Consider the following 17,762-nt stretch of genomic DNA (forward strand, 5'->3'; position numbering starts at 1 on the left):
CTCACCGGCGGCACCGACCGGCCCTTCCTTCTCTTCGGCAGCGACCCCGGCCCAGGCCCGGAAGATCCCAGCTGGGATCAGTTCTGGGCCAGCCACCACGGCTGGAAACGCGAACTGGCCCTCATCGGCTCCACCCACACCTCGTTCACCGACCTGGAAACACTGCTACCCCAGGCCGCGCCCGCCCTCGGGCTGAAGCCCAGCCAGGTGACGCAAGCAATCGGCACCCTCGACCCGCACCACGCCATCCACGCCCAACGCGACTACGTACGAGCATTCTTCGACCTTCATCTCCGCCACTTCGACAACCACCTGCTCCAGCGCCCCTCACCCCGCTACCCGCAGATCCGGTTCCTCCGATGAGGCATTGGCCATACCGCAGCGGCGACGTTCCTTCGCCACCGCGATACCCCCGCCCCCAGGTGTCATAGGTCGACCGGTATCTCGACGAGGCTCGCAAGCCTGTCATCGACCTACTTCTCGGGCGGTCTGCGGACGATCTCCGCGTGATACCCCGGGACCTGAGCGTGCACCCGCCCGTACGCCAAGGACGACACGATCACCAAGATCGGCAAGAGCTGGGCACACCCGCAGTGTTCGGACGCGCAGGCTGAGTGTGCGAACGTCCGCGCTCCCCGGCGCTCAGTGCGCACGGCGAAGAGCGTCCGGCCCGCGGCGGCGGGTCCTCGGCGACGGCGCCGCGCGGGCTCTCTCCATCCACAAGGGCGGGTACGCCGTGGTCAGCAGGAACGCGTAGGCGAAGACCTGCAGCACCCAGCGGTCGAACCTGATGATCCAGTCGAACTGCCGCTGCGGGTAACGACCGGTCACCATCAGGACACCAGCGGGACCGGTGAGTATCAGGAGCACGAGGGCGACCTCCGCCAGGAGGGCGGGGATCCCGCCGAGCCACGAGCAGATCCGGAAGCTGAAGAGGCTGATCGCGATCAGGAAGTATTGCGGGGTCGCGCGCAGCCACCGCTTCACCAGCGCCGGGCCCCGTGGCAGCCGTTCCGGGTAGGGGATGTGCAGCCGGGTCGGGTAGCCGGGGGCGGTGCCGAGTGTGAAGGGCGGATAGCGGTCCGTGGCAAGCGCTGCGTACGAGTAGTAGGCGACTCGCCACGTCCAACGGACCACGCCGGAGGTGAAGGCAAACAGCGCGCGGATAGCGGCCGGTGAACAGGGCCGCGAAGAATGCGATCGCGCTCGCCAGGAGGAAGGCGATCCAGAGGGCCAGGAGCACGAGATGGTGCGGGAAGAGGACGGCCCACTTCACCAGCCACAGCCAGCGGGAAAGCGGCTCGTCGAGCGTTACCTCGACACGGATCGGCTGGTCCGGCGCCCTGATCGTTGCCATGACGGTCAGCTCCTTCTCGGTGTCCCGGACGGAGACCCGTGAGCGTCAGGCTCCCATGTCTCACAAGCTACGCCCCCGTGGACGGCAGCGGCATGGCGCCGGGGCGTCGTCGATCCCGGCCCGTCCCTGTCCCAGTCATCGCGCATCGGACCCGATCGGAGCCGAGCTGTCGCGTTACCGCAGGTCAAAGCCCTGCAGGGTGAGCGCCTCAGGTGCCGAATCCCGCCAGATGAAGGGCACAGTCACACTGAGCTGCTAAATCGCTCCAGAGCGACCTCTGCAAGCGGTCGCACCGTCGATCGTGGTGATAACACCTCGCCCTGGTGACAACAACCGTGCTTCGGCACAGAGGGGTGCTCGGGTTCGCTAGTGGCCGAGTAGCCCTGCATTGGCCATCTATCGCTGTGACCCGCGACCACATCGGGGCAGGCGCCCGCACGGTGCCGTCACCGACCGCCGATTCCTACTGCGAAGCTCGAACGGATGAGCCAGGCCGTGCCTCTCTCGACAGTGCCCGGAGACGCAGGGCCGACAGCCACCAGGCCGCAGTCACACTGCGCATCCTGACCGACCTGCGAAGACGCCCCACGCGTTCCCAAAACTGAGGAGAGGCGTTCCAGGGCCCCGTTGCGACAAGCCCCTGACGTGCGGCTCAGCAATTTTCTTCAAGGCCCGTCCTTGAGAGGTTCCGGGGCGTCCTCTTGTGCGTACGCCAGGCCGCCATCGAGTTGGAAGAGGACGTCGTAGACCGCCGGGTTGCGTGCTGCGAAGTCGAGGTAGGTGCGGGCGAGGGCGGCGACCTGCTTGCGCGGGCCGTCCGCGGCGGCGGTCGCGGCCCGCGCCGCCGCGGCCATCTCGGTGGCGCCCTGAAGGGCGACGGCGCCGATGATCTCGCGTTTGCCGCGGAAGTGGCTGTAGAGGACGGGCTGGCTGTATTCGATGCGCTCGGCGAGCCGGCGCGTGGTGACCGCGTCCCAGCCCTGCTGCTCGGCGAGTTCACGGGCCGTCGCCACGATGAGGCGAGCACCAGCATGACGGCGATCATGCCGGGGAAGAATCCACTGGCGCCTCACGGCCTGCTGCCCGGGCCACTGTGATCGCTCTGGTGCTCGTCGTGTGTGCGATTGGCTGGGTGGTGCGGATGATCCTGCCACGGGGCTGCCATGTCCGTCAGCTCAGACAGGCCGTTCGGCCACCGCGAAGCCCTGCCAGGCGCGGTTCCAGCGGAACAGCCTGCCGAACTCCGGGTCGTCCCACACCAGGAGGCGGTCTCTTGCATGAGCGGCTCGGCGGTCGAGAATCCACAGGTCCGTGTGGGCTTCCCTGCCGGCGACTTCAGCAGGGGCGAGCTGCCGGGCCTGGACTTCCGCCCGCTTACGGCAGCGTAGTGTGCAGTCCGCCCTCCGGTCCCCGAGCGGGACCTCGGTGTCCACACCCCATTCCTTCCATTCCTTGATCTCTTTGTGCCACGGGGAACCGGACACAGGGCACCCGCGTACCGGAGAAGTTCAGCGTCCTCGTCGTCCAGGCTGAGGGTCTGCGCCTTGGGGGCGGACGGTTGTCGGCCGGGCTTGTCGGCAGGGAACTGGGCCTTGTCCACGGAGGTGTTGCCGCTTCGTGACCGTGGTCGGGCCTTCGTGGTCGGTGTTCTGGTCGGGGCCGGCTGCTGCTGTGACCGGTACGCACGGTGCCGTGCAGGACGGCGCAGCACCGGACGGGAAGCGAGCAGATCCGTGATGATCGGCGTGGACGTGGGCAGCGGGGACCGGCTGGCCCTGGGCGTGCTGACGCAGTACCGGATGACCACCCGCGAGTCGATGCACCAGGTGATCGCTCCCTCGGTGCGCATCGAGCAGGCCCGGCGGCTGGCCAGGCTGCGTGCCGAGGGGCTGGTCGACCGCATCACCCTGCCTCAGGCCGGACGGACCCGGGTGTGGTTCCCCACCCTGTACGGCGTGCAACTCGCCTCCGAGTGGCCCGAGTTGCGCGGGCGCCGGTCCTCCAGGACCGCGTCCGATCCGACCGCCGCACGGCTCAAGGCCGGACACACACTGACCGTGACCGAGACCGCGCTCGCCTTCCTCGAGGACGCCCGCCGCCGCGGCGATCTGTGAGCGCATGTGATCGTGCTGCCGCTCTCGTCCTGCGCCGGATCCACGGGTGTTGTCCTCGTCCCTTCGTTCGCCCCCGGTGCACGACGGCCGGGTACCCCGCCGGTGAGGGCGCAGCCGGAGGCCGTGATCGCATGGTCACCGCCTACGTGGGAATTCGGTAGGCATGGCTCTCAACCACGATGAGGCGCCCGTCCTGGACGCCTTGGTCCGCTACCACGACGCCGACGAGCTGGGTTTCAGCCCGCCCGGGCACAAACAGGCACGCGGCGCGGATCCACGGGCGCGGGCGGTCCTCGGTGACGCCGTGTACCTGGGTGACGTCTTGGCCAGCGCGGGACTGGACGACCGGCTGTCACGGGGCCGGGTGCTGCAGCGGGCCGAGGAGCTGATGGCCGACGCGGTGCACGCGGAGCACACGTTCTTCTCCACCTGCGGCAGCTCGCTGTCCGTGTAGGCCGCCATGCTGACGGTAACCAGGCCCGGTCACAGCCTGGTCGTCGGGAGGGACGCGCACAAGTCGGTGGTCGCCGGGCTCATCCTGTCCGGCGTCGAGCCGCTGTGGGTCGAACCGGAGTGGGACGCGGAACGTCACCTCGCCCACCCTCCGTGCGTCGCCGCCTACGAGAAGGCCTTCACCGAGCATCCCGAGGCCGATGGCGCGCTCGTCACCAGCCCGACCCCGTACGGCACGGCCGCCGAACTGCGCGGCGTCGCCGAGGTCTGCCACCGCCGGGACAAACCCGTGCTCGTCGACGAGGCATGGGGAGCCCACCTGCCCTTCCCCGACGAGTTGCCGTCCTGGGCGATGGACGCCGGCGCCGATGTCTGTGTGACCAGCATCCACAAGATGGGCAGCGGACTCGAACAGGGCTCCGTCTTCCATCTCCAGGGCGACCTCATCGACCCCGCCGAACTCGCCTCCCGCGCCGACCTGTTGGGCACGACCAGTCCCAGCGTCCTGCTCTACGCCGGGATCGACGCCTGGCGCCGACAGATGGTCCAGCACGGCCACGACCTCATCGACCACGCCCTGCGGCTGGCCGAGCGCACCCGTTGTGCGATCGAGGGGATCGACGGCTTCCACGTCAACGACGCGGACGACTTCTGCGGGCCGGGACTCGCTGCCGACTTCGATCCCCTGCTGGTCGTGATGGACATCGAGGCGCTGGGGACCACGGGCTACCGGGCCGCCGACTGGCTGCGCGAGCATCACCACATCGACCTGCATCTGTTCGACCACCGGCGGATCAGCGCCCAGCTTACCCACGCCGACGACGACCGGACCGTCGACCGACTCCTCACCGGCCTGCGCGATCTCGCCGAGCACGCCGAGGAGTTGCGGGACGCGCCACGCGTCTACGTGCCGTCCCCGGCCGAACTGCGCATGGAACTGGTCCGTCTGCCCCGCGACGCCTACTTCGACGTGCACGAGGACGTGCCCGCGGACAGCGCCGCGGGGCGGATGGCCGGCGAGATGGTCACGCCCTACCCACCCGGCATCCCCGCCGTGCTCCCCGGAGAACGCCTGACCGAACCGGTCCTGCGCTATCTGACCACCGGCGTCGCGGCCGGGATGAATCTGCCCGACACGGCCGACAGCCAACTGGACACGATCCGGGTGGTCGCCGACGAATGACCCACCCCGACGAGGTCTCAGGTCTCACAGGCTGGTGAGCAGCTGCGGAACAGCGCCTTGACCATGGTGTTGGTTCAGCACATCGGTGTTGGTTCAGCACATCCGGGGCTACTCGCGGCCGCCACCTCCGCCCACAAGACCGGTGCGCCGACGTTCGGTTGCCGAGCATGCCGCGGATTGCACTCCCTGGCCGGGGCGCCGCGGAGACCGACACTGCGGTGTCCGCCCCGGCATCGTCCGTCACCGGCCAAGGGCGTTCTCGAGCTGCTCCTTGGTCATCGAGGAGCAGCCGTGCATGGTGCGCTTCTTGGCCTCCTCGTACAGCTGGTCCTTGCGACGCCCTGCTCACAGGTCGGCGCAGGCCCGCAGAGTGTCCCTCCGGCTGAGACTGATCGGCCTCAGAAGTGATCGGCCCGCTGCCTCGGAGGCACTCCGCCGCCTTGTGGTATGGCGCCGTCTTTGTGGCTGCGGCGCTGCTCGAGTTGCTGAGGGTTGGATATCCAGGGACACCCCTTCGCTGCCGGAAGTTCGCTCAGGACGACGAGTTCCCAGCCGCAGCCGTGCAACCCACCCGGGACAGCGCGCAACCACCGACTCCGCGCGCCGGCAAAGGGGACCCGCCGGCAGCCCCGACAGGGCGAGCCCCAGGCCCGTGTCCATACCCACCCCGGCGGTCAGCGGAACCGTCCGCCCGATCAATCACGCAGTAAGCGGGCCACGGGCCCGGGCGGCCCGGCGCCGTGGCCGTTGGCCTGGTCGCCGGGCCCTTTCGCCTCCCCGGTCCGGCCGGCCGGTGCGTCTCGTCAGAGGGTTGTGCCGGGGTCCCCGGGCCGGATACGGCCGCGCCAGCCACCGCCGGCGCCGCCACCTCTCTCGACGTAGTCCTTGAAGCGGCGCAGGTCACCCTTGACCCGCCGGTCGATCATGCCCAGCGCGTCCGCGCCCTTCTCGGCTGGGCCGGACGGCTCGACGTCCATCGTGAGTTCCACGCGCGTGTGCATGTCGTCCAGCCGCTGGAACCGGACCGATCCACGCTGCTGGGTCTCCCCGGCGATGGACCGCCAGGTGATCCGGTCGTCCGGCAGTTGGTCGACGATCTCCGTGTCGAACTCGCGCCGCACCCCACCGATACTGGTGATCCAGTGGTTGTGCCGGTCGTCGAGCTGCCTGACCTCCTCGACGCCTTCCATGAAGTTGGGGAAGTCCTCGAACTGCGTCCACTGGCCGTACGCGACACGGAGCGGAACCTCGACCTCGACCGCTTCCTTGACCGTACTCATGGGTTCCTCCTCGTCAGCTCGTCGCCGAGGCCGATCGCGCAGGGCGCGGGGGCCTCCTGCGAGGCACCGAGTACCCGGTAAGGGCGGTGCGAAGACCGCATCCAGCACGCTGCCGCCTGCCGGTACCCTCGCGCGTATCACCTCGGGATCGCGGGAACTCGGCGCACATGAACGCTGAGCGAGCAGTCCAGGGATCGTACTGGCTGCAGACCGCACCGGCCCGCGAACCCGCTCCCCCGCCGTCCGGGGACATCACCGTGGATGTCGCGGTGGTCGGCGGTGGCATCGCCGGCCTCAGTACCGCCTGGGAGCTGGCTCGGCGCGGTCGCGAGGTGGCCGTGCTCGAGGCCGACCGGATCGCCGCCGGGGTCACCGGCCACACGACCGCCATGCTGACCGTCCTGCACACGCTCGTGTACGACCCCACCTCCGGCGCACCCGCGGCCGCGAGGGCGCGCGGTTGTACGCCCGCTCGCAGTCGGCCGGCATCCGCCGTGCCGCCGAAATTGTCACCGACCTCGGCATCGACTGTGAGTGGGAGGAGGCGGCAGCCTGCACCTACGCCGAGAAACCTCAGGGCGTCGCGCAGTTGCGGGCCGAGGCCGAGGCGGCGCGCGAGGCGGGTCTGCCGGCCCAGTTCGTCACCGAGACGGAACTGCCCTACCCGGTCGCCGGTGCGGTCCCGGTGACCGGCCAGGCGCAGTTCCATCCCTGCAAATACCTGCTCGCCCTGGCGGACGACCTGGGCCGTCGTGGCGGCGCCGTGTACGAGGGGACGCGCGTCACCGGGCTGACCGAAGGCGAACCCTGCGTGCTGTCGACCAACAGGGGTGTGTCGGTACGGGCCGGCGAGGTCGTGGTCGCCACGCACTACCCGGTCTTCGACCGGGCCCTGCTCTCCACCCGGCTCTCCCCGCGCCGCGAACTGGTCGTGGCGGCGACCATCGAAGCGGCCTGGGCCCCGCGCGACATGTACATCACGCCCGAGCAGACCACGCGGTCCGTCCGCAGCGCACCGTACGACGAGGGCAGACGTCTGCTGATCGTCACCGGAGAGCACTTCGCCCCCGGCACCGCGGACGTCGAGGAACGGTTCGACCGGCTGACCGCCTGGGCCGACAACCGCTTCAAGGGGCTGAGGTTCACCCACCGGTGGGCCACACAGGACAACGACTCCACCGACTCGGTGCCCCTCATCGGGCCGCTCCGCCCCGGCAGCCGCCACACATATGTGGCCACCGGTTTCGGCGGCTGGGGCCTGAGCGGCGGGATCATGGCAGGCCTGCTGATCAGCGACCTCGTCGAGGGCCGCCCGGTCGACTGGGCGGTTCTGTACGACCCGCGCCGTCTGGCTTCCGTGGTCCGCGAAGGGGCGTCGTTTCTCAGACATCAGGCGCATGTGGCCCGGCACTTCGTCGGCGACCGGCTGCCGCACGTCACGGCGCCCTCGCCCGACGACCTCGCACCGGGAGACGGTGCCGTCGTGCGCCTGGACGGACGCCAGTGCGCCGTTCATCGGGACGACGGCGGCCGGCTCCAGGCGGTCTCGGCTGTGTGCACCCACCTCGGCTGCGTCGTCGCCTTCAACCGCGCGGAGCAGGCGTGGGAGTGCCCGTGCCACGGCTCCCGCTTCGCCCCGGACGGCCGTATCCTCCAGGGTCCCGCCGTACGGCCGCTGGATAGGCGTGACATCTGATGGCCCGGGTCACATGGACTGTCCGGGCCATATAGACCACCCAGGCACCACCCAGGTACACGAAGGAGTCCCGCCATGTCCACGAATAAGGGCCCGCCGCACACCGGGACGAGCCGGGCAGCCGTGTTCGACGTGGACGGAACCCTCGTCGACACCAACCATCTCCACGTCGTCACCTGGTGGGAGGCGTTCCGCCGGGCGGGGCACCTGGTGCCGACGCACGTGATCCACCGGGCGATCGGCCTCGGATCCCAAGATCTCGTCGCCCATCTGCTCGGCCCGGAAAAGACGTTGGCTCCTGAGGAGACGGAGGAGCTCAGCACCGCACACAAGGTCCTCTACGCCCAGTACTTCGAGCGTCTGTCCGCGCTGCCGGGCGCGGGACGTCTGCTGCGGCGGCTGGCCGACGACGGCTGGACGGTGGTCCTGGCGACATCGGCCAGTGGCGAGGAACTGTCCGCGCTGAGACGCGCGATCGACGCGGACGACGCCATCACGGCGACCGCGAGCGCCGACGACGTCGCCGAGGGCAAACCGGCCGCCGAGCCCGTCGAACGGGCGCTGGAGCTGGCAGGCGTACCGGCGCAGCGTGCCGTGCTCGTGGGCGACACTGTGTGGGACATGCGGGCGGGCAGCCGTGCGGGCGTGCGGTGCGTGGCCCTGCTCTGCGAGGGCATCCCCCGTGCGGACCTGACGGAGGCGGGCGCCGACGCCGTCTTCGACGACCCTGCCCACCTGCTCGCCTCGCTGTCGCGGAGTCCTCTGGCATGACGGACGACATCGACATGATGGACGACAGGGTGTCCCCGCCCGACAGTGTGTACCTGCCCGTTACCGCCGCTACCCGGGGGTACTCGGGTGGTACGGCCCGAGTCGTGTCCGGGCGTGGATGCATCAGACTCACCCGAGGCACCACAATGACAGTCGATCTCCTCACCGTCTGGCCCCGGTTCCGGTGCTGGATCCCGCCGGGGGTCTACCGGCCGCAGACCGACACGGGGCTGCTCGGCCGGGCGATGCGCCGGGAGCGGATCACCAGACGTCAAGAGCACCCATGCTCTCGGGACGCGTGTCCGCATGCAACGCTACGGTCAGCACGCGGCGCGCATCCGGGTCCTCCCGCAACCACTGGAACAGCGACCGGGTCGTCGAACCGCCGTCGACGCCGACACACTCGATCTGCAGCCGCACCATCCGCTTCCCCACCCCACGTCACCCACGGTCCCCGGGCCACACCGTTATCCCGTTACGTATCACCACGAACGGGCATGAGCCTCACGCGTGTTCGTCGGTCTCCCTGGCCCAGGCTGGGACCATACTGTCCAAGATCTCGCGGGACCTTCACCGATGGTCGCGGGGCGAGCAGATCTCCGACCGGGCGGCCTGCCAGGTGGCCAACCGCAGTAGGCCGACACTGTGGCCGCGCAGTGGTCTGCCCCACCACCAGTCGCGGGTCGCGGTCACCACCAGACTCCAGGCCAGTCCGCCACCCGTCAGCGGAACCAAAAGTAGGAATCGGCGCCCACACTGTCGGCTGCGCCCTCACGGGGGGAGCAGTGTCCCCAGTGGTCCCAGGTCGATGTTGAGGTCGGCCAGGGTGAGGCCGTAGTGGTCGCACAGTTCGGACATCCGGTCGTGGAGCAGCATCAGGGTCAGACCGAGCCGTTCTTCCTGTTCCTCGGTGAGGTCACCCTCGTCGACCCGGTGCAGGGCCTGTCGCTCCATCAGCTGGCGCAGCAGCTCGACGATGGTCAGGACCAGTTTGACCAGGTCCCGCTCCACCGTGTCCGGATCGGCGCGCAGTCGCCGTGCGGCGGTCTGGCCCAGGCTGGATGTCGGCGCGGAGACGTCGTCAGGCCGGGCGGGCAGCAGTGAGAACGCTCTACTCGCGGCCTCGGCCACCTCCCGCAGCCGGTCAGCGGGCGGGCCCTCATCCGGGCTTGTCACGCCGACCGCCCCCCGCTCCTCGGCGGATACATCGTCGCCCACTGGTCGTCCAGCTGCTCGCGGATGGAGACGATCACGGCACGCAGCGAGATCCTCACCAGGTCGATGTCGGCGATGGACAGTACAAGATCGCCAGTGAGGACCACACCGCCGCTCAGTAGCCGGTCCAGCAGATCGATCAGCGCGACTTGCGGCTGAACGACCGGGCGATCGTCGTACGCGCCGTACTCGCTCACCGCTGCCTGGCTCCCTTCTGGCGTTCGTCGGTCGCGAGGGGAACGGCGAAGGAATACGGTGCCCAGGGGCCCGTGACCTCCACACGGACTCCCGGCAGACCATCGGCGGCATGCAGCATCCGGCTGCGGAACTCATCCGCCAGACGGCGGGGCACCAGGTAGGCGTCATTGGCCACGTTCTCGCCCGGCACCTGCGCCAGGCCCCCCTGCTGCGGCCGGTGCCGGGTGTGCTGCACCGCCAGGCCGCGGGCTTGGTACTCCGTCCGCTGCACGGCCTCCTCGGCGAGCCGCCACACGTCCTCACGAGCCTGCCGCTGATGCCGTCGGCTGCGCAGGTATGCGCGTCCGGGATCCGTCTCATCCGCCGGGCCGCTGGCGTCCGAGGGCACGGGCGGGGGCTGCCGAGGCACCTCGGCGTACACCTTCACGCCCCACTCCATGTGGTCGGTGAGCCGGTCGAGGAGCGCGGTGAAATCCGACTCATGCTCCCTCAGCATCTCTCGCACACGGTGCTCGTCGACATACACAGTGGCCAGCCGCAACGGCAGGACTGTGGTGTGCTCGGTCAGGGTTTCGATGACCAGGTTGTGCGCCCGGGCCGTCGCCTCCAGCCACCGCAGGTCCTCCAGGTTCACCTTCAGGGCCGCCTCCGAGAACTCGTCCCGAGGCACCGCGCTGACCCCGGCGGCCACCGCGCCGGAATGAACCAGGGTGACAGGCGCGTGCGCCACCCCACGAACGTCGGCCAGCGCCGCCCGCTCCAGTGCGGCGGATGGCGATCCCAACACCGCGTACACGTAGCACAGCTGCTCGTCCACCGGCCTCAGCTCCGGTCTTCGTTGCCCCGGGCCTCCTCGACGTTTCGAACCTTGCGGGGCTTACGGCTTGGTTCGGCGTGCGACTCCCGTGGTTCTCGCCGGACCCGCTCGGCATCGCGTGAACCTCGCGGGCCGCTGGACTGGCTTCCGGCCAGCTCCCGCGGGGACTCGGCAAGCTGGCTGCGCAACTCCTCCACCTCGGCGCGCAGTCGCTGGTTCTGCTCTTGGAGACTGTGCCGGCCGTCGGCACGGGACGACAGGGCGGGATCGCGCTCCCACCAGTCGATGCCGATCTCCCTCGCCTTGTCGACGGACGCCACCAGCAGCCGGAGCTTGATGGTGAGCAGCTCGATGTCGAGCAGGTTGATCTTGATGTCACCGACAATCACGATGCCCTTGTCCAGGACGCGTTCAAGGATGTCGGCCAGGTTTGAGCCGCCGCTCTCTTGACCGTACGGATACAAGACCCGCGAGGACCTGGGGACTGGGGGCTCGGACTGGGTCACGGCACACTCAACCTCGCTTCCCGGATCTATGTGCGGCGCCGACGCGTCCTGGAGGCTTCTTCCTCCCCCTCGTCGTAGCGGGCGTCGGCCGCTCGCTCTTCCTCCTCGTCCTCCTCGTACTCGTCCTCGGGCTCCTCTTCCTCCTCGGGCTCCTCGTCTTCCTCCTCGTACTCGTCCTTGCCCTCCTCGGGTTCCTCTTCCTCTTCGTACTCCTCGTCGCGTACCTCGGGCTCCTCACCCTCGGTTTCCGCCTCCGCCTCCTCTTCCTCGTCCGCGCGGCCCTCCTCGGCCTCCTCCGCACCGCGGACCACTTCCCCCTCCTGGATCTCCCCGCGCCAGGCGCCGGTGGCCTCGCCGCGCATCATGACGAAGGTGCGGTAGAGCTTCAGATCGAGCCGGGTGCGCCGCCCCTGCGCCCGCATCAGGCCACCGACCCGCTCGACCACGCCCTTGGGGAAGTACTCCAGGACCAGCAGCACCTTGGTGAGGTCGCTCGTGAGCGGGTGGAAGGTGACGACACCCTTGGTCGTGGCCTTGTCGCCTTCAGTGGTCCAGGCGATCCGCTCGTCGGGCACCTGTTCCGTAATGATGCCCCGCCAGCGGCGGCTCGCCTTGGCGATCTGCACCTCCCAGTGGGTCGTGATGTCGTCCTCCTGCTCCACATGCTTGACGCCCTTGGCGAATCGCTCGAACTCCGTAAACTGCGTCCACTGGTTGTAGGCCTCGCGTACGGGCACGCCCACGTCGATGTCCTCGATGATGGTCAGACCCCTACCGGCGCCGTCGGGGTGCTTCTCGTGCCGCTTCCCGGTGACGTCCTTGGCCTTGTCCAACAGCGTGTCCTTGGCGTGGGACGCCGTTGCAGTCAACGCCTCACCCGACGGCGCGCCCGCGAGGAGCTTCTTGCCACCCTTGGCGACGGCGCTGGTCAGCAGGCCGGGGCCGAGATGGGTCTCACTCAGTTTGCGTGCCCCTTCGCCCAGGCGGTGGCCCACGCCTTCGAGCATCAGCTGAAGGCGGGCCTCGACATAGCTTTCCAGCTCTTCCTTCAGCCGATTCGCGCCAGGGTCCTGCCGCGCCCGCTCGCGGACCTTGCTCAGGGTGCCGGCACCTCCCGACTTGCCTTCAGCCATCATCCGGCCTCCTCAATCATGCCGAGCCGCTCGTCGAACGGCTCCGGCCGGCTGTCGTCCTCTTCCTGCGCGGCTCGTCTTTCTGATCCGACCCGCGGTGCTGCGCACTCTTCTCACGCCCCTGGCTCCCGCGCCCCTTGCCCTCATGCTCCGAGTCCCGGGCCCCCTCGTCCGGAGATCCCTTGTCCTGGCGCGCCTCTTGTGCGTTCTCTTCTTCTTCGTTCGCTTCGTCTTGGTCCCGCTCGCCGTCCGGGTGCGCCTTTTCGTGCAGTCCCGCGGTGCGCTCGTGCAGGGCGTCGGCCAGGCTGTCGGCCTTCGCCGAGAGCACAGTGGTGGCGGCTTCCTTACCGGCGCCTGCCAGCTCGCTGCGCACTTGCTTGCTGACGTTGCTGAGGAAGGGGGACTCCTGGAGGACCTTGGCGACCTGTCCTGGCTTGATCCGCGATCCGGCCAGCAGCGCGCCCAGACTCAGGGCGAGCTTTGCCTTCTTCGTCCGGCCCAGCACATAACCGCCGAGGACAGCCGCGCCGATCTTGGCGTTGTTCATAATTCCGTCTTCTTCCATGCACGGCTCACAGCCCGCTTCGCCTGCTGCGCTGCAGTTGGTAGGCGCTGATTTCCTCCATGCGGTGCAGCAGTTCCTCCTCGCGCCGTGCGAACTCCTCGTCGTCGATACGGCCTTCTGTCCGCGCGCGCTCCAGCTTCACGAGCTCTTCCTGTACGGGAGCAGGGTCGTAGAACTCCTCCTCAGCCGCACGAGCTACCTTGTCCAGCACCCAGCCGACACCCCGTAGGGGAGCCAACGGAAGTGCCAGAATCTCAGTGACCAGTCCTGCCATTCCGCCTCCTTGTGACTCGTGCTGTCATCCGCACCGGTCAGTCGAAACGGGCTCAGGTGAAGCTGTACGGCGGCAGCGGTCCCCGTACCCGCAGTTCGATGTCCTCCCCGTAGGGCTCTGCCAACTCCCGCGCAGCCTGGGTGAACTCCTCCGACTGTTTGCCGTCCACCAGGAAGGACACGTTCACGAAGTACTGCTGGGACGGCTCGGCCAGCCGTTCGGCCACTGCCAGAGGCCGCAGGGCGGCGACGACCTCGGCGGCGAGTGCCTCCTGCCGGCTCTGCACCTCCTGTGCCACGAGTTGGCCGAGCGCCAGCCGGTCCTCCTGTGTCCCGCTGCCCTCGCGGGTCGCCTCGTTGAGTGCGCGGGCCTGTTCGTTCTCCTCGAGGATGGCGCGCAGGACCGCCTCCTCGCTCTGGATGCCCTTGACGTTGAACTCCGCCCGCCCCGTGAGCTCATCGAGGCGCTGGGAGAGCTCTTGGGCCCGCTGCTCCAGCACGGCCCTCACGGCGTCCTCGTCCGGAGCGACGAACCCGAAACTCAACGGCAGGATGGTGCCCGCGGCCCACAGGTGCTCCTGGACCCCGAGATGCGCGTCCAGGTCCCGGCGTGTGACCGAAAGGTCCTCCGGGGTCTCACTGACGACAGCGCACAGCTCGTCACTGCACACAGAGTGCAGCTCGGCGGGTGTTTCGCCTACGCCGTTGACACCGTCCAGGTCCAGCGGATGCCCGGACTTGGTGATCGCATACACGTACGCGGACATCGGCTCGCTCACTCCTCCCGGTCCTTTGAGGGACGGCGGCTCGAGCCGCGTTCGGCGTGCTCGTGCTCCTTCTCACGCCTGCGGTCGCTGTCGTCCCCACGCCCCTTATGGAGCGATTCGGCGAAAGCATCGACGGCGCCGGTCAGCGCCCCCTTGGCCTTCCCATGAGCGCCTCCTTCCTCGACGCTCTGGACGACGTCCGTCAGCTGGGCGGGGGCCTTGCGGCCCGACTCCAGATCCAGCCGGTTGCAGGCCTCGGCGAAGCGCAGATACGAGTCCACGCTGGCAACGACGACGCGTGCGTCGACCTTCAGGATTTCGATGCCCACGAGGGACACCCGTGCGAACACGTCGATGACCAGGCCCCGGTCGAGGACGAGTTCCAGCACGTCGTACAGGGTGCCCGTGCCGCCACCGGCCGGCGTGGCAAGAGCGCCACCTTCACCCTGTGGCACCACACTCACGATCTCTTTCCCCTCACGCGGCGGTGAGCCGCCGTCAGCGGCCCTGTCTGTTTCTGTCGACCTGCGCGCGGGTGTAGCGGCCTGTTCGCTCATACGCCACTAGCTGGCCCGCGGGGTCCAGGACGACCTTGTAGCTGGCCATCACGCTGCTCGTGTCGGGGACGCGCTCCAGCTCCACGACCTCGACCTCGGCCTCCCAACCGTCATCAGTCGGTTTCAGCGCGGAAACGGACTCGGGAACCCGCCCCAGCAGCTCGGCCAGCTGCCGGGCCGCACCCCGCATGGCCTCTGTCGCCGACGCCCGCTCCGGAGTCGCCTTCGCCTTCCGCGACGAGGGAGGTGCCTCTTCCCGCTCACGGTCGCTCGTGATCGTTCACCCTCTTCCTCTACTTCCATCATCAGCCTCGGCCACAGCACCTGCCACTGGCCCGATCGCGTGCCGAGTACCCGTGTTCGCCGGGTGCACAGAAATCCAGGAAGAAAAAATTCCGGCTGAATCCCCGACGGTGAGTAGTCGATAGAGCGGGATGGGTGACCGGTGTCTTCGCACGTGCCGGAAGTCGGCATCCGTTGGTTTGGGGCGTACCGGCTGAGGTAATCGGATGCCGGGAGATCTGACAAGGAGTTGATCCAGATGTCTGACCAGGGAAAGAAGATCCGGGGCAAGGCTCAGGAAACGAAAGGCAAGGTCGAGGAAGCGGCCGGACGCGCCACCGGTGATGAGGAACTGCGCGGCAAAGGCGTGGGAGACCGCATCGCGGGAAAGACCCGGCAGGCGGCCGGTGAGGCAGGCCAGACAGTGCGCGGGACGGCCGAGGAAATCAAGGGGAAAGGGCAGCAGATAAAGGGCCGAGTTCGCAAGAACATGTGAGGGGCGTCGCGCGGATCGAGAGCAAGCCCGTCTTGGGTGGTCGAGGCCGATGCTCCCCTCACGACCATTGGCGAAAGCAGTCCAGGCCTCGACCGGCGCCCAGCCCGAGAACGATCTGTGCGAAAGGACAAGCACGAAGGACGATCCGAAGAAGGGAGTCGTCATGCCTCGCGGTTCGAGCCCGAAGCGAGAACGTCAGTACGAGCACATCAAGGAAAGCGCCGAAGAGCGTGGCGAAAGCACCAAGCGCGCGAAGGAGATCGCGTCGCGAACGGTGAACAAGGAACGCGCCCGCTCCGGTGAGTCCAAGACGGCCAGCAAGTCGTCCGTGCAGGACATGTCGTCGTCCGAGCGCGGCGGTCGCCGATCCCACAGCGGGTCCGAGGGCCCGACGTACGACCAGCTCTACGCTGAGGCGCAACGCCGCAACATCCAGGGCCGCTCCTCGATGAACAAGCAAGAGCTCAAGAAGTCCCTGGGCCGGTGACGCGTTCACCTGCCTGCCTCCCACGTGCGTTCCGCGCGCGTGCCTCCTTCGGAGGTTGAAATGATCATCCTCGGGATCATCCTGCTGATCATCGGACTGCTCACCGGAATCGGCATCCTGTGGACCATCGGGATCATCCTTGTGGCCATCGGCCTCATCCTGTGGGTTCTGGGCCTGCTCGGTCACGCCGTGGGTGGCCGTCGGCACTACTGGTGACACCCCTTTTCTTTCGTCCTGACCGTCAGCGCGGGCACATCTTCAGCGCGGCATCTCGGGCCTCCAACGGGCACCGCACCGGTTTTGGCGGCGAGAGGCGCCGTGTCCAACACGCATGTTCACGCTGGCCAGGAACTCCTGGACCGCTTCCGGGGCCGTGTGCCGCGGCCACCAGTTCGCCCACGCGCGCGAACAGTCCATCAGCGGGAATCGCAGGACGGCGTCGAACAGGTCCAGCGAAGCGGGCACCAGTCGCAGCCGCCAGGCCACCGAGAGCGCGGCCCGCACCGGGGCAGCGGGAGGCGTAACCGGCAGCCCGTGCGTCGCGTGCACATCCGCGAGAAGCGATCGGGCCGGGTCACGAGCCTTAGCGATCTCCTCGCTGCCCTCGAATGCGATCAGTGACGGCCTGGTGGAAATGGCGAAACCTGGTCGGCTCCGCGATCGGCCTGGTCACGACTGCTGCGCTGGACGGCGATCTGCAGCTCGCCGAAAGCGTGATCTCCACCGACGCGACGGTGGATGACCTCCAGCGCGGCCTGGAGAGTCGGGCGGTCGCGATGCTGGCTCGGCAGCAGCCGGTCGCCACCGACCTGCGGATCGTGGTCACCTCGCTGCGCATGAGCGCGGACCTGGAACGCTCGGGTGACCTGGCCCGGCATGTGGCCGAGCTGACCCGTACGCGCTACCCGCAGCGGGCCGCGCCGCGCGATCTGCGCCGCACCATCTTGGAGATGGGCAGCTCGCACAGCGCCTGATGGCACAGGCCGCCGAGGTGATCCTCACCCAGGACGTCGAGGCGGCGCTGCAGCTCGAGCAGGACGACGACCGCATGGACGAGCACCGCATGATCTTCCAGCATCTGATGGACGAGCGGTGGAGCCACGGGGTGGAGACGGCCGTGGACGTCACTCTGGTCGGCCGCTACTACGAGCGGTTCGCCGACCATGCGGTGTCGGTGGCCCGGGGTGTGGTCTATCTGGTCACGGGCGAGCACGCGGACGACTTGCCTACCGATCCGCCCCCGGCGACGTGATCTGCCGCTGCTTCAAGGCCGTCGCCGGAGGCGATCGCCGAGGTCACAGATTTCTCGCCCTGGCGGCAGCAGGAGCTGCCACACGTTGGTTCGGTCTCAATACCGTCCCGGTCAGGGCGGTCGGGTCGTTGAGCCCAGGCGGACAACGACCATGGCGATGTCGTCGCCCGCGCCGCTGGTGACGTTCAGGCCAGCCAGGAGGGCGTCGGCGAGGTGTTCCGCGCCGAAGTCGGTGCAGGTGGCGAGCATGTCGGTCAGGCGGTTAAGGCCGGCGTCGATGTCCTCACCGCGGCGTTCGATCAGGCCGTCGGTGTAGAGGACGAGGGTGTCGCCGGGGGTGTAGGTCGCGTTGGCCTGGGG

21 protein-coding genes and 5 pseudogenes are annotated in these 17,762 nt (G+C 68.7%); 9 read left to right on the forward strand and 17 right to left on the reverse strand.

Going from position 1 to position 17,762, the window contains the following annotated elements; genetic code table 11:
* Positions 1 to 207 precede the first annotated feature (207 nt).
* Entirely contained in the window at positions 208 to 363 is a 156-nt protein-coding gene (locus tag ACH47Z_RS36240; protein WP_399081459.1) for a hypothetical protein, read from the forward strand.
* A gap of 279 nt (positions 364 to 642) precedes the next feature.
* On the opposite strand, the gene ACH47Z_RS36245 is transcribed toward ACH47Z_RS36240, so the two are convergent.
* The 3 genes and pseudogenes from ACH47Z_RS36245 to ACH47Z_RS36255 form a co-directional block, all read right to left on the reverse strand.
* Positions 643 to 1,137 (reverse strand): hypothetical protein, encoded by a 495-nt coding sequence (locus ACH47Z_RS36245; protein ID WP_399081461.1) that lies wholly within the window; start codon positions 1,135 to 1,137, stop codon positions 643 to 645.
* Between the two features lie 894 nt (positions 1,138 to 2,031).
* Positions 2,032 to 2,415, reverse strand: a pseudogene (locus ACH47Z_RS36250) (TetR/AcrR family transcriptional regulator); the annotation flags it as partial.
* 117 nt (positions 2,416 to 2,532) lie between these two features.
* A complete protein-coding gene (locus ACH47Z_RS36255; RefSeq protein WP_399081463.1) occupies positions 2,533 to 2,790 on the reverse strand; it encodes a hypothetical protein in 258 nt (85 codons plus the stop codon).
* 303 nt (positions 2,791 to 3,093) lie between these two features.
* Here ACH47Z_RS36255 and ACH47Z_RS36260 point away from each other — a divergent pair, with 303 nt between their 5' ends.
* Positions 3,094 to 3,471 carry a replication-relaxation family protein gene (locus ACH47Z_RS36260; RefSeq protein WP_399081465.1) on the forward strand — a complete coding sequence of 126 codons (378 nt, stop codon included), beginning with the start codon at positions 3,094 to 3,096 and terminating at the stop codon, positions 3,469 to 3,471.
* A gap of 163 nt (positions 3,472 to 3,634) precedes the next feature.
* Positions 3,635 to 5,107: pseudogene (locus ACH47Z_RS36265) on the forward strand (aminotransferase class I/II-fold pyridoxal phosphate-dependent enzyme).
* 240 nt (positions 5,108 to 5,347) lie between these two features.
* Here ACH47Z_RS36265 and ACH47Z_RS36270 read toward each other — a convergent pair.
* Positions 5,348 to 5,449 (reverse strand): annotated as a pseudogene (locus ACH47Z_RS36270) (plasmid stabilization protein); the annotation flags it as partial.
* Between the two features lie 461 nt (positions 5,450 to 5,910).
* Positions 5,911 to 6,387 carry an SRPBCC family protein gene (locus tag ACH47Z_RS36275; RefSeq protein WP_399081467.1) on the reverse strand — a complete coding sequence of 159 codons (477 nt, stop codon included), beginning with the start codon at positions 6,385 to 6,387 and terminating at the stop codon, positions 5,911 to 5,913.
* A 167-nt stretch (positions 6,388 to 6,554) separates the two neighbouring features.
* Here ACH47Z_RS36275 and ACH47Z_RS36280 point away from each other — a divergent pair.
* Positions 6,555 to 8,083 (forward strand): annotated as a pseudogene (locus tag ACH47Z_RS36280) (FAD-dependent oxidoreductase).
* 75 nt (positions 8,084 to 8,158) lie between these two features.
* Complete coding sequence (locus ACH47Z_RS36285; RefSeq protein ID WP_399081469.1) at positions 8,159 to 8,854, forward strand: HAD family hydrolase; 696 nt, start codon at positions 8,159 to 8,161, stop codon at positions 8,852 to 8,854.
* 261 nt (positions 8,855 to 9,115) lie between these two features.
* On the opposite strand, the gene ACH47Z_RS36290 is transcribed toward ACH47Z_RS36285, so the two are convergent.
* The 11 genes from ACH47Z_RS36290 to ACH47Z_RS36340 all read right to left on the reverse strand — a co-directional run bounded on the left by ACH47Z_RS36290 (position 9,116) and on the right by ACH47Z_RS36340 (position 15,162).
* Positions 9,116 to 9,277: a hypothetical protein gene (locus tag ACH47Z_RS36290; RefSeq protein WP_399081471.1), complete on the reverse strand. Its 162-nt coding sequence runs from the start codon at positions 9,275 to 9,277 to the stop codon at positions 9,116 to 9,118.
* Positions 9,278 to 9,625: 348 nt separating this feature from the next.
* Positions 9,626 to 10,030: a gas vesicle protein K gene (locus ACH47Z_RS36295; protein ID WP_399081473.1), complete on the reverse strand. Its 405-nt coding sequence runs from the start codon at positions 10,028 to 10,030 to the stop codon at positions 9,626 to 9,628.
* Positions 10,027 to 10,266 (reverse strand): gas vesicle protein, encoded by a 240-nt coding sequence (locus tag ACH47Z_RS36300; protein WP_399081475.1) that lies wholly within the window; start codon positions 10,264 to 10,266, stop codon positions 10,027 to 10,029. Before ACH47Z_RS36300 ends, ACH47Z_RS36295 begins: the two co-directional genes overlap by 4 nt.
* The gene (locus ACH47Z_RS36305) at positions 10,263 to 11,084 is read right to left on the reverse strand and encodes a GvpL/GvpF family gas vesicle protein (RefSeq protein WP_399081477.1); all 822 of its coding nucleotides are present in this window, start codon (positions 11,082 to 11,084) and stop codon (positions 10,263 to 10,265) included. Before ACH47Z_RS36305 ends, ACH47Z_RS36300 begins: the two co-directional genes overlap by 4 nt.
* A 5-nt stretch (positions 11,085 to 11,089) precedes the next feature.
* Complete coding sequence (locus ACH47Z_RS36310) at positions 11,090 to 11,590, reverse strand: gas vesicle protein (protein ID WP_399081479.1); 501 nt, start codon at positions 11,588 to 11,590, stop codon at positions 11,090 to 11,092.
* A 26-nt stretch (positions 11,591 to 11,616) separates the two neighbouring features.
* Positions 11,617 to 12,726, reverse strand: coding sequence for an SRPBCC family protein (locus ACH47Z_RS36315; RefSeq protein ID WP_399081481.1), 1,110 nt, complete (start codon positions 12,724 to 12,726; stop codon positions 11,617 to 11,619).
* Positions 12,727 to 12,739: 13 nt separating this feature from the next.
* Entirely contained in the window at positions 12,740 to 13,270 is a 531-nt protein-coding gene (locus ACH47Z_RS36320; protein WP_399081483.1) for an ABC transporter substrate-binding protein, read from the reverse strand.
* Positions 13,271 to 13,295: 25 nt separating this feature from the next.
* Complete coding sequence (locus ACH47Z_RS36325) at positions 13,296 to 13,562, reverse strand: gas vesicle protein GvpG (protein ID WP_399081485.1); 267 nt, start codon at positions 13,560 to 13,562, stop codon at positions 13,296 to 13,298.
* Positions 13,563 to 13,614: 52 nt separating this feature from the next.
* The gene (locus ACH47Z_RS36330; RefSeq protein WP_399081487.1) at positions 13,615 to 14,328 is read right to left on the reverse strand and encodes a GvpL/GvpF family gas vesicle protein; all 714 of its coding nucleotides are present in this window, start codon (positions 14,326 to 14,328) and stop codon (positions 13,615 to 13,617) included.
* Between the two features lie 8 nt (positions 14,329 to 14,336).
* Positions 14,337 to 14,786, reverse strand: coding sequence for a gas vesicle structural protein GvpA (locus ACH47Z_RS36335; RefSeq protein WP_399081504.1), 450 nt, complete (start codon positions 14,784 to 14,786; stop codon positions 14,337 to 14,339).
* A 40-nt stretch (positions 14,787 to 14,826) separates the two neighbouring features.
* Positions 14,827 to 15,162, reverse strand: a complete 336-nt coding sequence (locus tag ACH47Z_RS36340) for a gas vesicle protein (protein ID WP_399081505.1) — start codon at positions 15,160 to 15,162, stop codon at positions 14,827 to 14,829.
* A 264-nt stretch (positions 15,163 to 15,426) separates the two neighbouring features.
* Here ACH47Z_RS36340 and ACH47Z_RS36345 point away from each other — a divergent pair, with 264 nt between their 5' ends.
* From ACH47Z_RS36345 to phoU, 4 genes and pseudogenes are all read left to right on the forward strand, one after another.
* Positions 15,427 to 15,663 (forward strand): CsbD family protein, encoded by a 237-nt coding sequence (locus ACH47Z_RS36345; protein WP_399081489.1) that lies wholly within the window; start codon positions 15,427 to 15,429, stop codon positions 15,661 to 15,663.
* 163 nt (positions 15,664 to 15,826) lie between these two features.
* Positions 15,827 to 16,150: a plasmid stabilization protein gene (locus ACH47Z_RS36350; RefSeq protein WP_399081507.1), complete on the forward strand. Its 324-nt coding sequence runs from the start codon at positions 15,827 to 15,829 to the stop codon at positions 16,148 to 16,150.
* Positions 16,151 to 16,210: 60 nt separating this feature from the next.
* A complete protein-coding gene (locus tag ACH47Z_RS36355) occupies positions 16,211 to 16,366 on the forward strand; it encodes a DUF6131 family protein (protein WP_399081491.1) in 156 nt (51 codons plus the stop codon).
* 418 nt (positions 16,367 to 16,784) lie between these two features.
* Positions 16,785 to 17,402: pseudogene (phoU, locus tag ACH47Z_RS36360) on the forward strand (phosphate signaling complex protein PhoU).
* Between the two features lie 111 nt (positions 17,403 to 17,513).
* On the opposite strand, the gene ACH47Z_RS36365 reads toward phoU, so the two are convergent.
* The coding region (locus ACH47Z_RS36365; RefSeq protein WP_399081493.1) for a SpoIIE family protein phosphatase at positions 17,514 to 17,762 on the reverse strand (249 nt) is incomplete at its 5' end.

This window comes from Streptomyces sp. NPDC020192 (genome assembly GCF_044388685.1).
Lineage (GTDB): Bacteria > Actinomycetota > Actinomycetes > Streptomycetales > Streptomycetaceae > Streptomyces.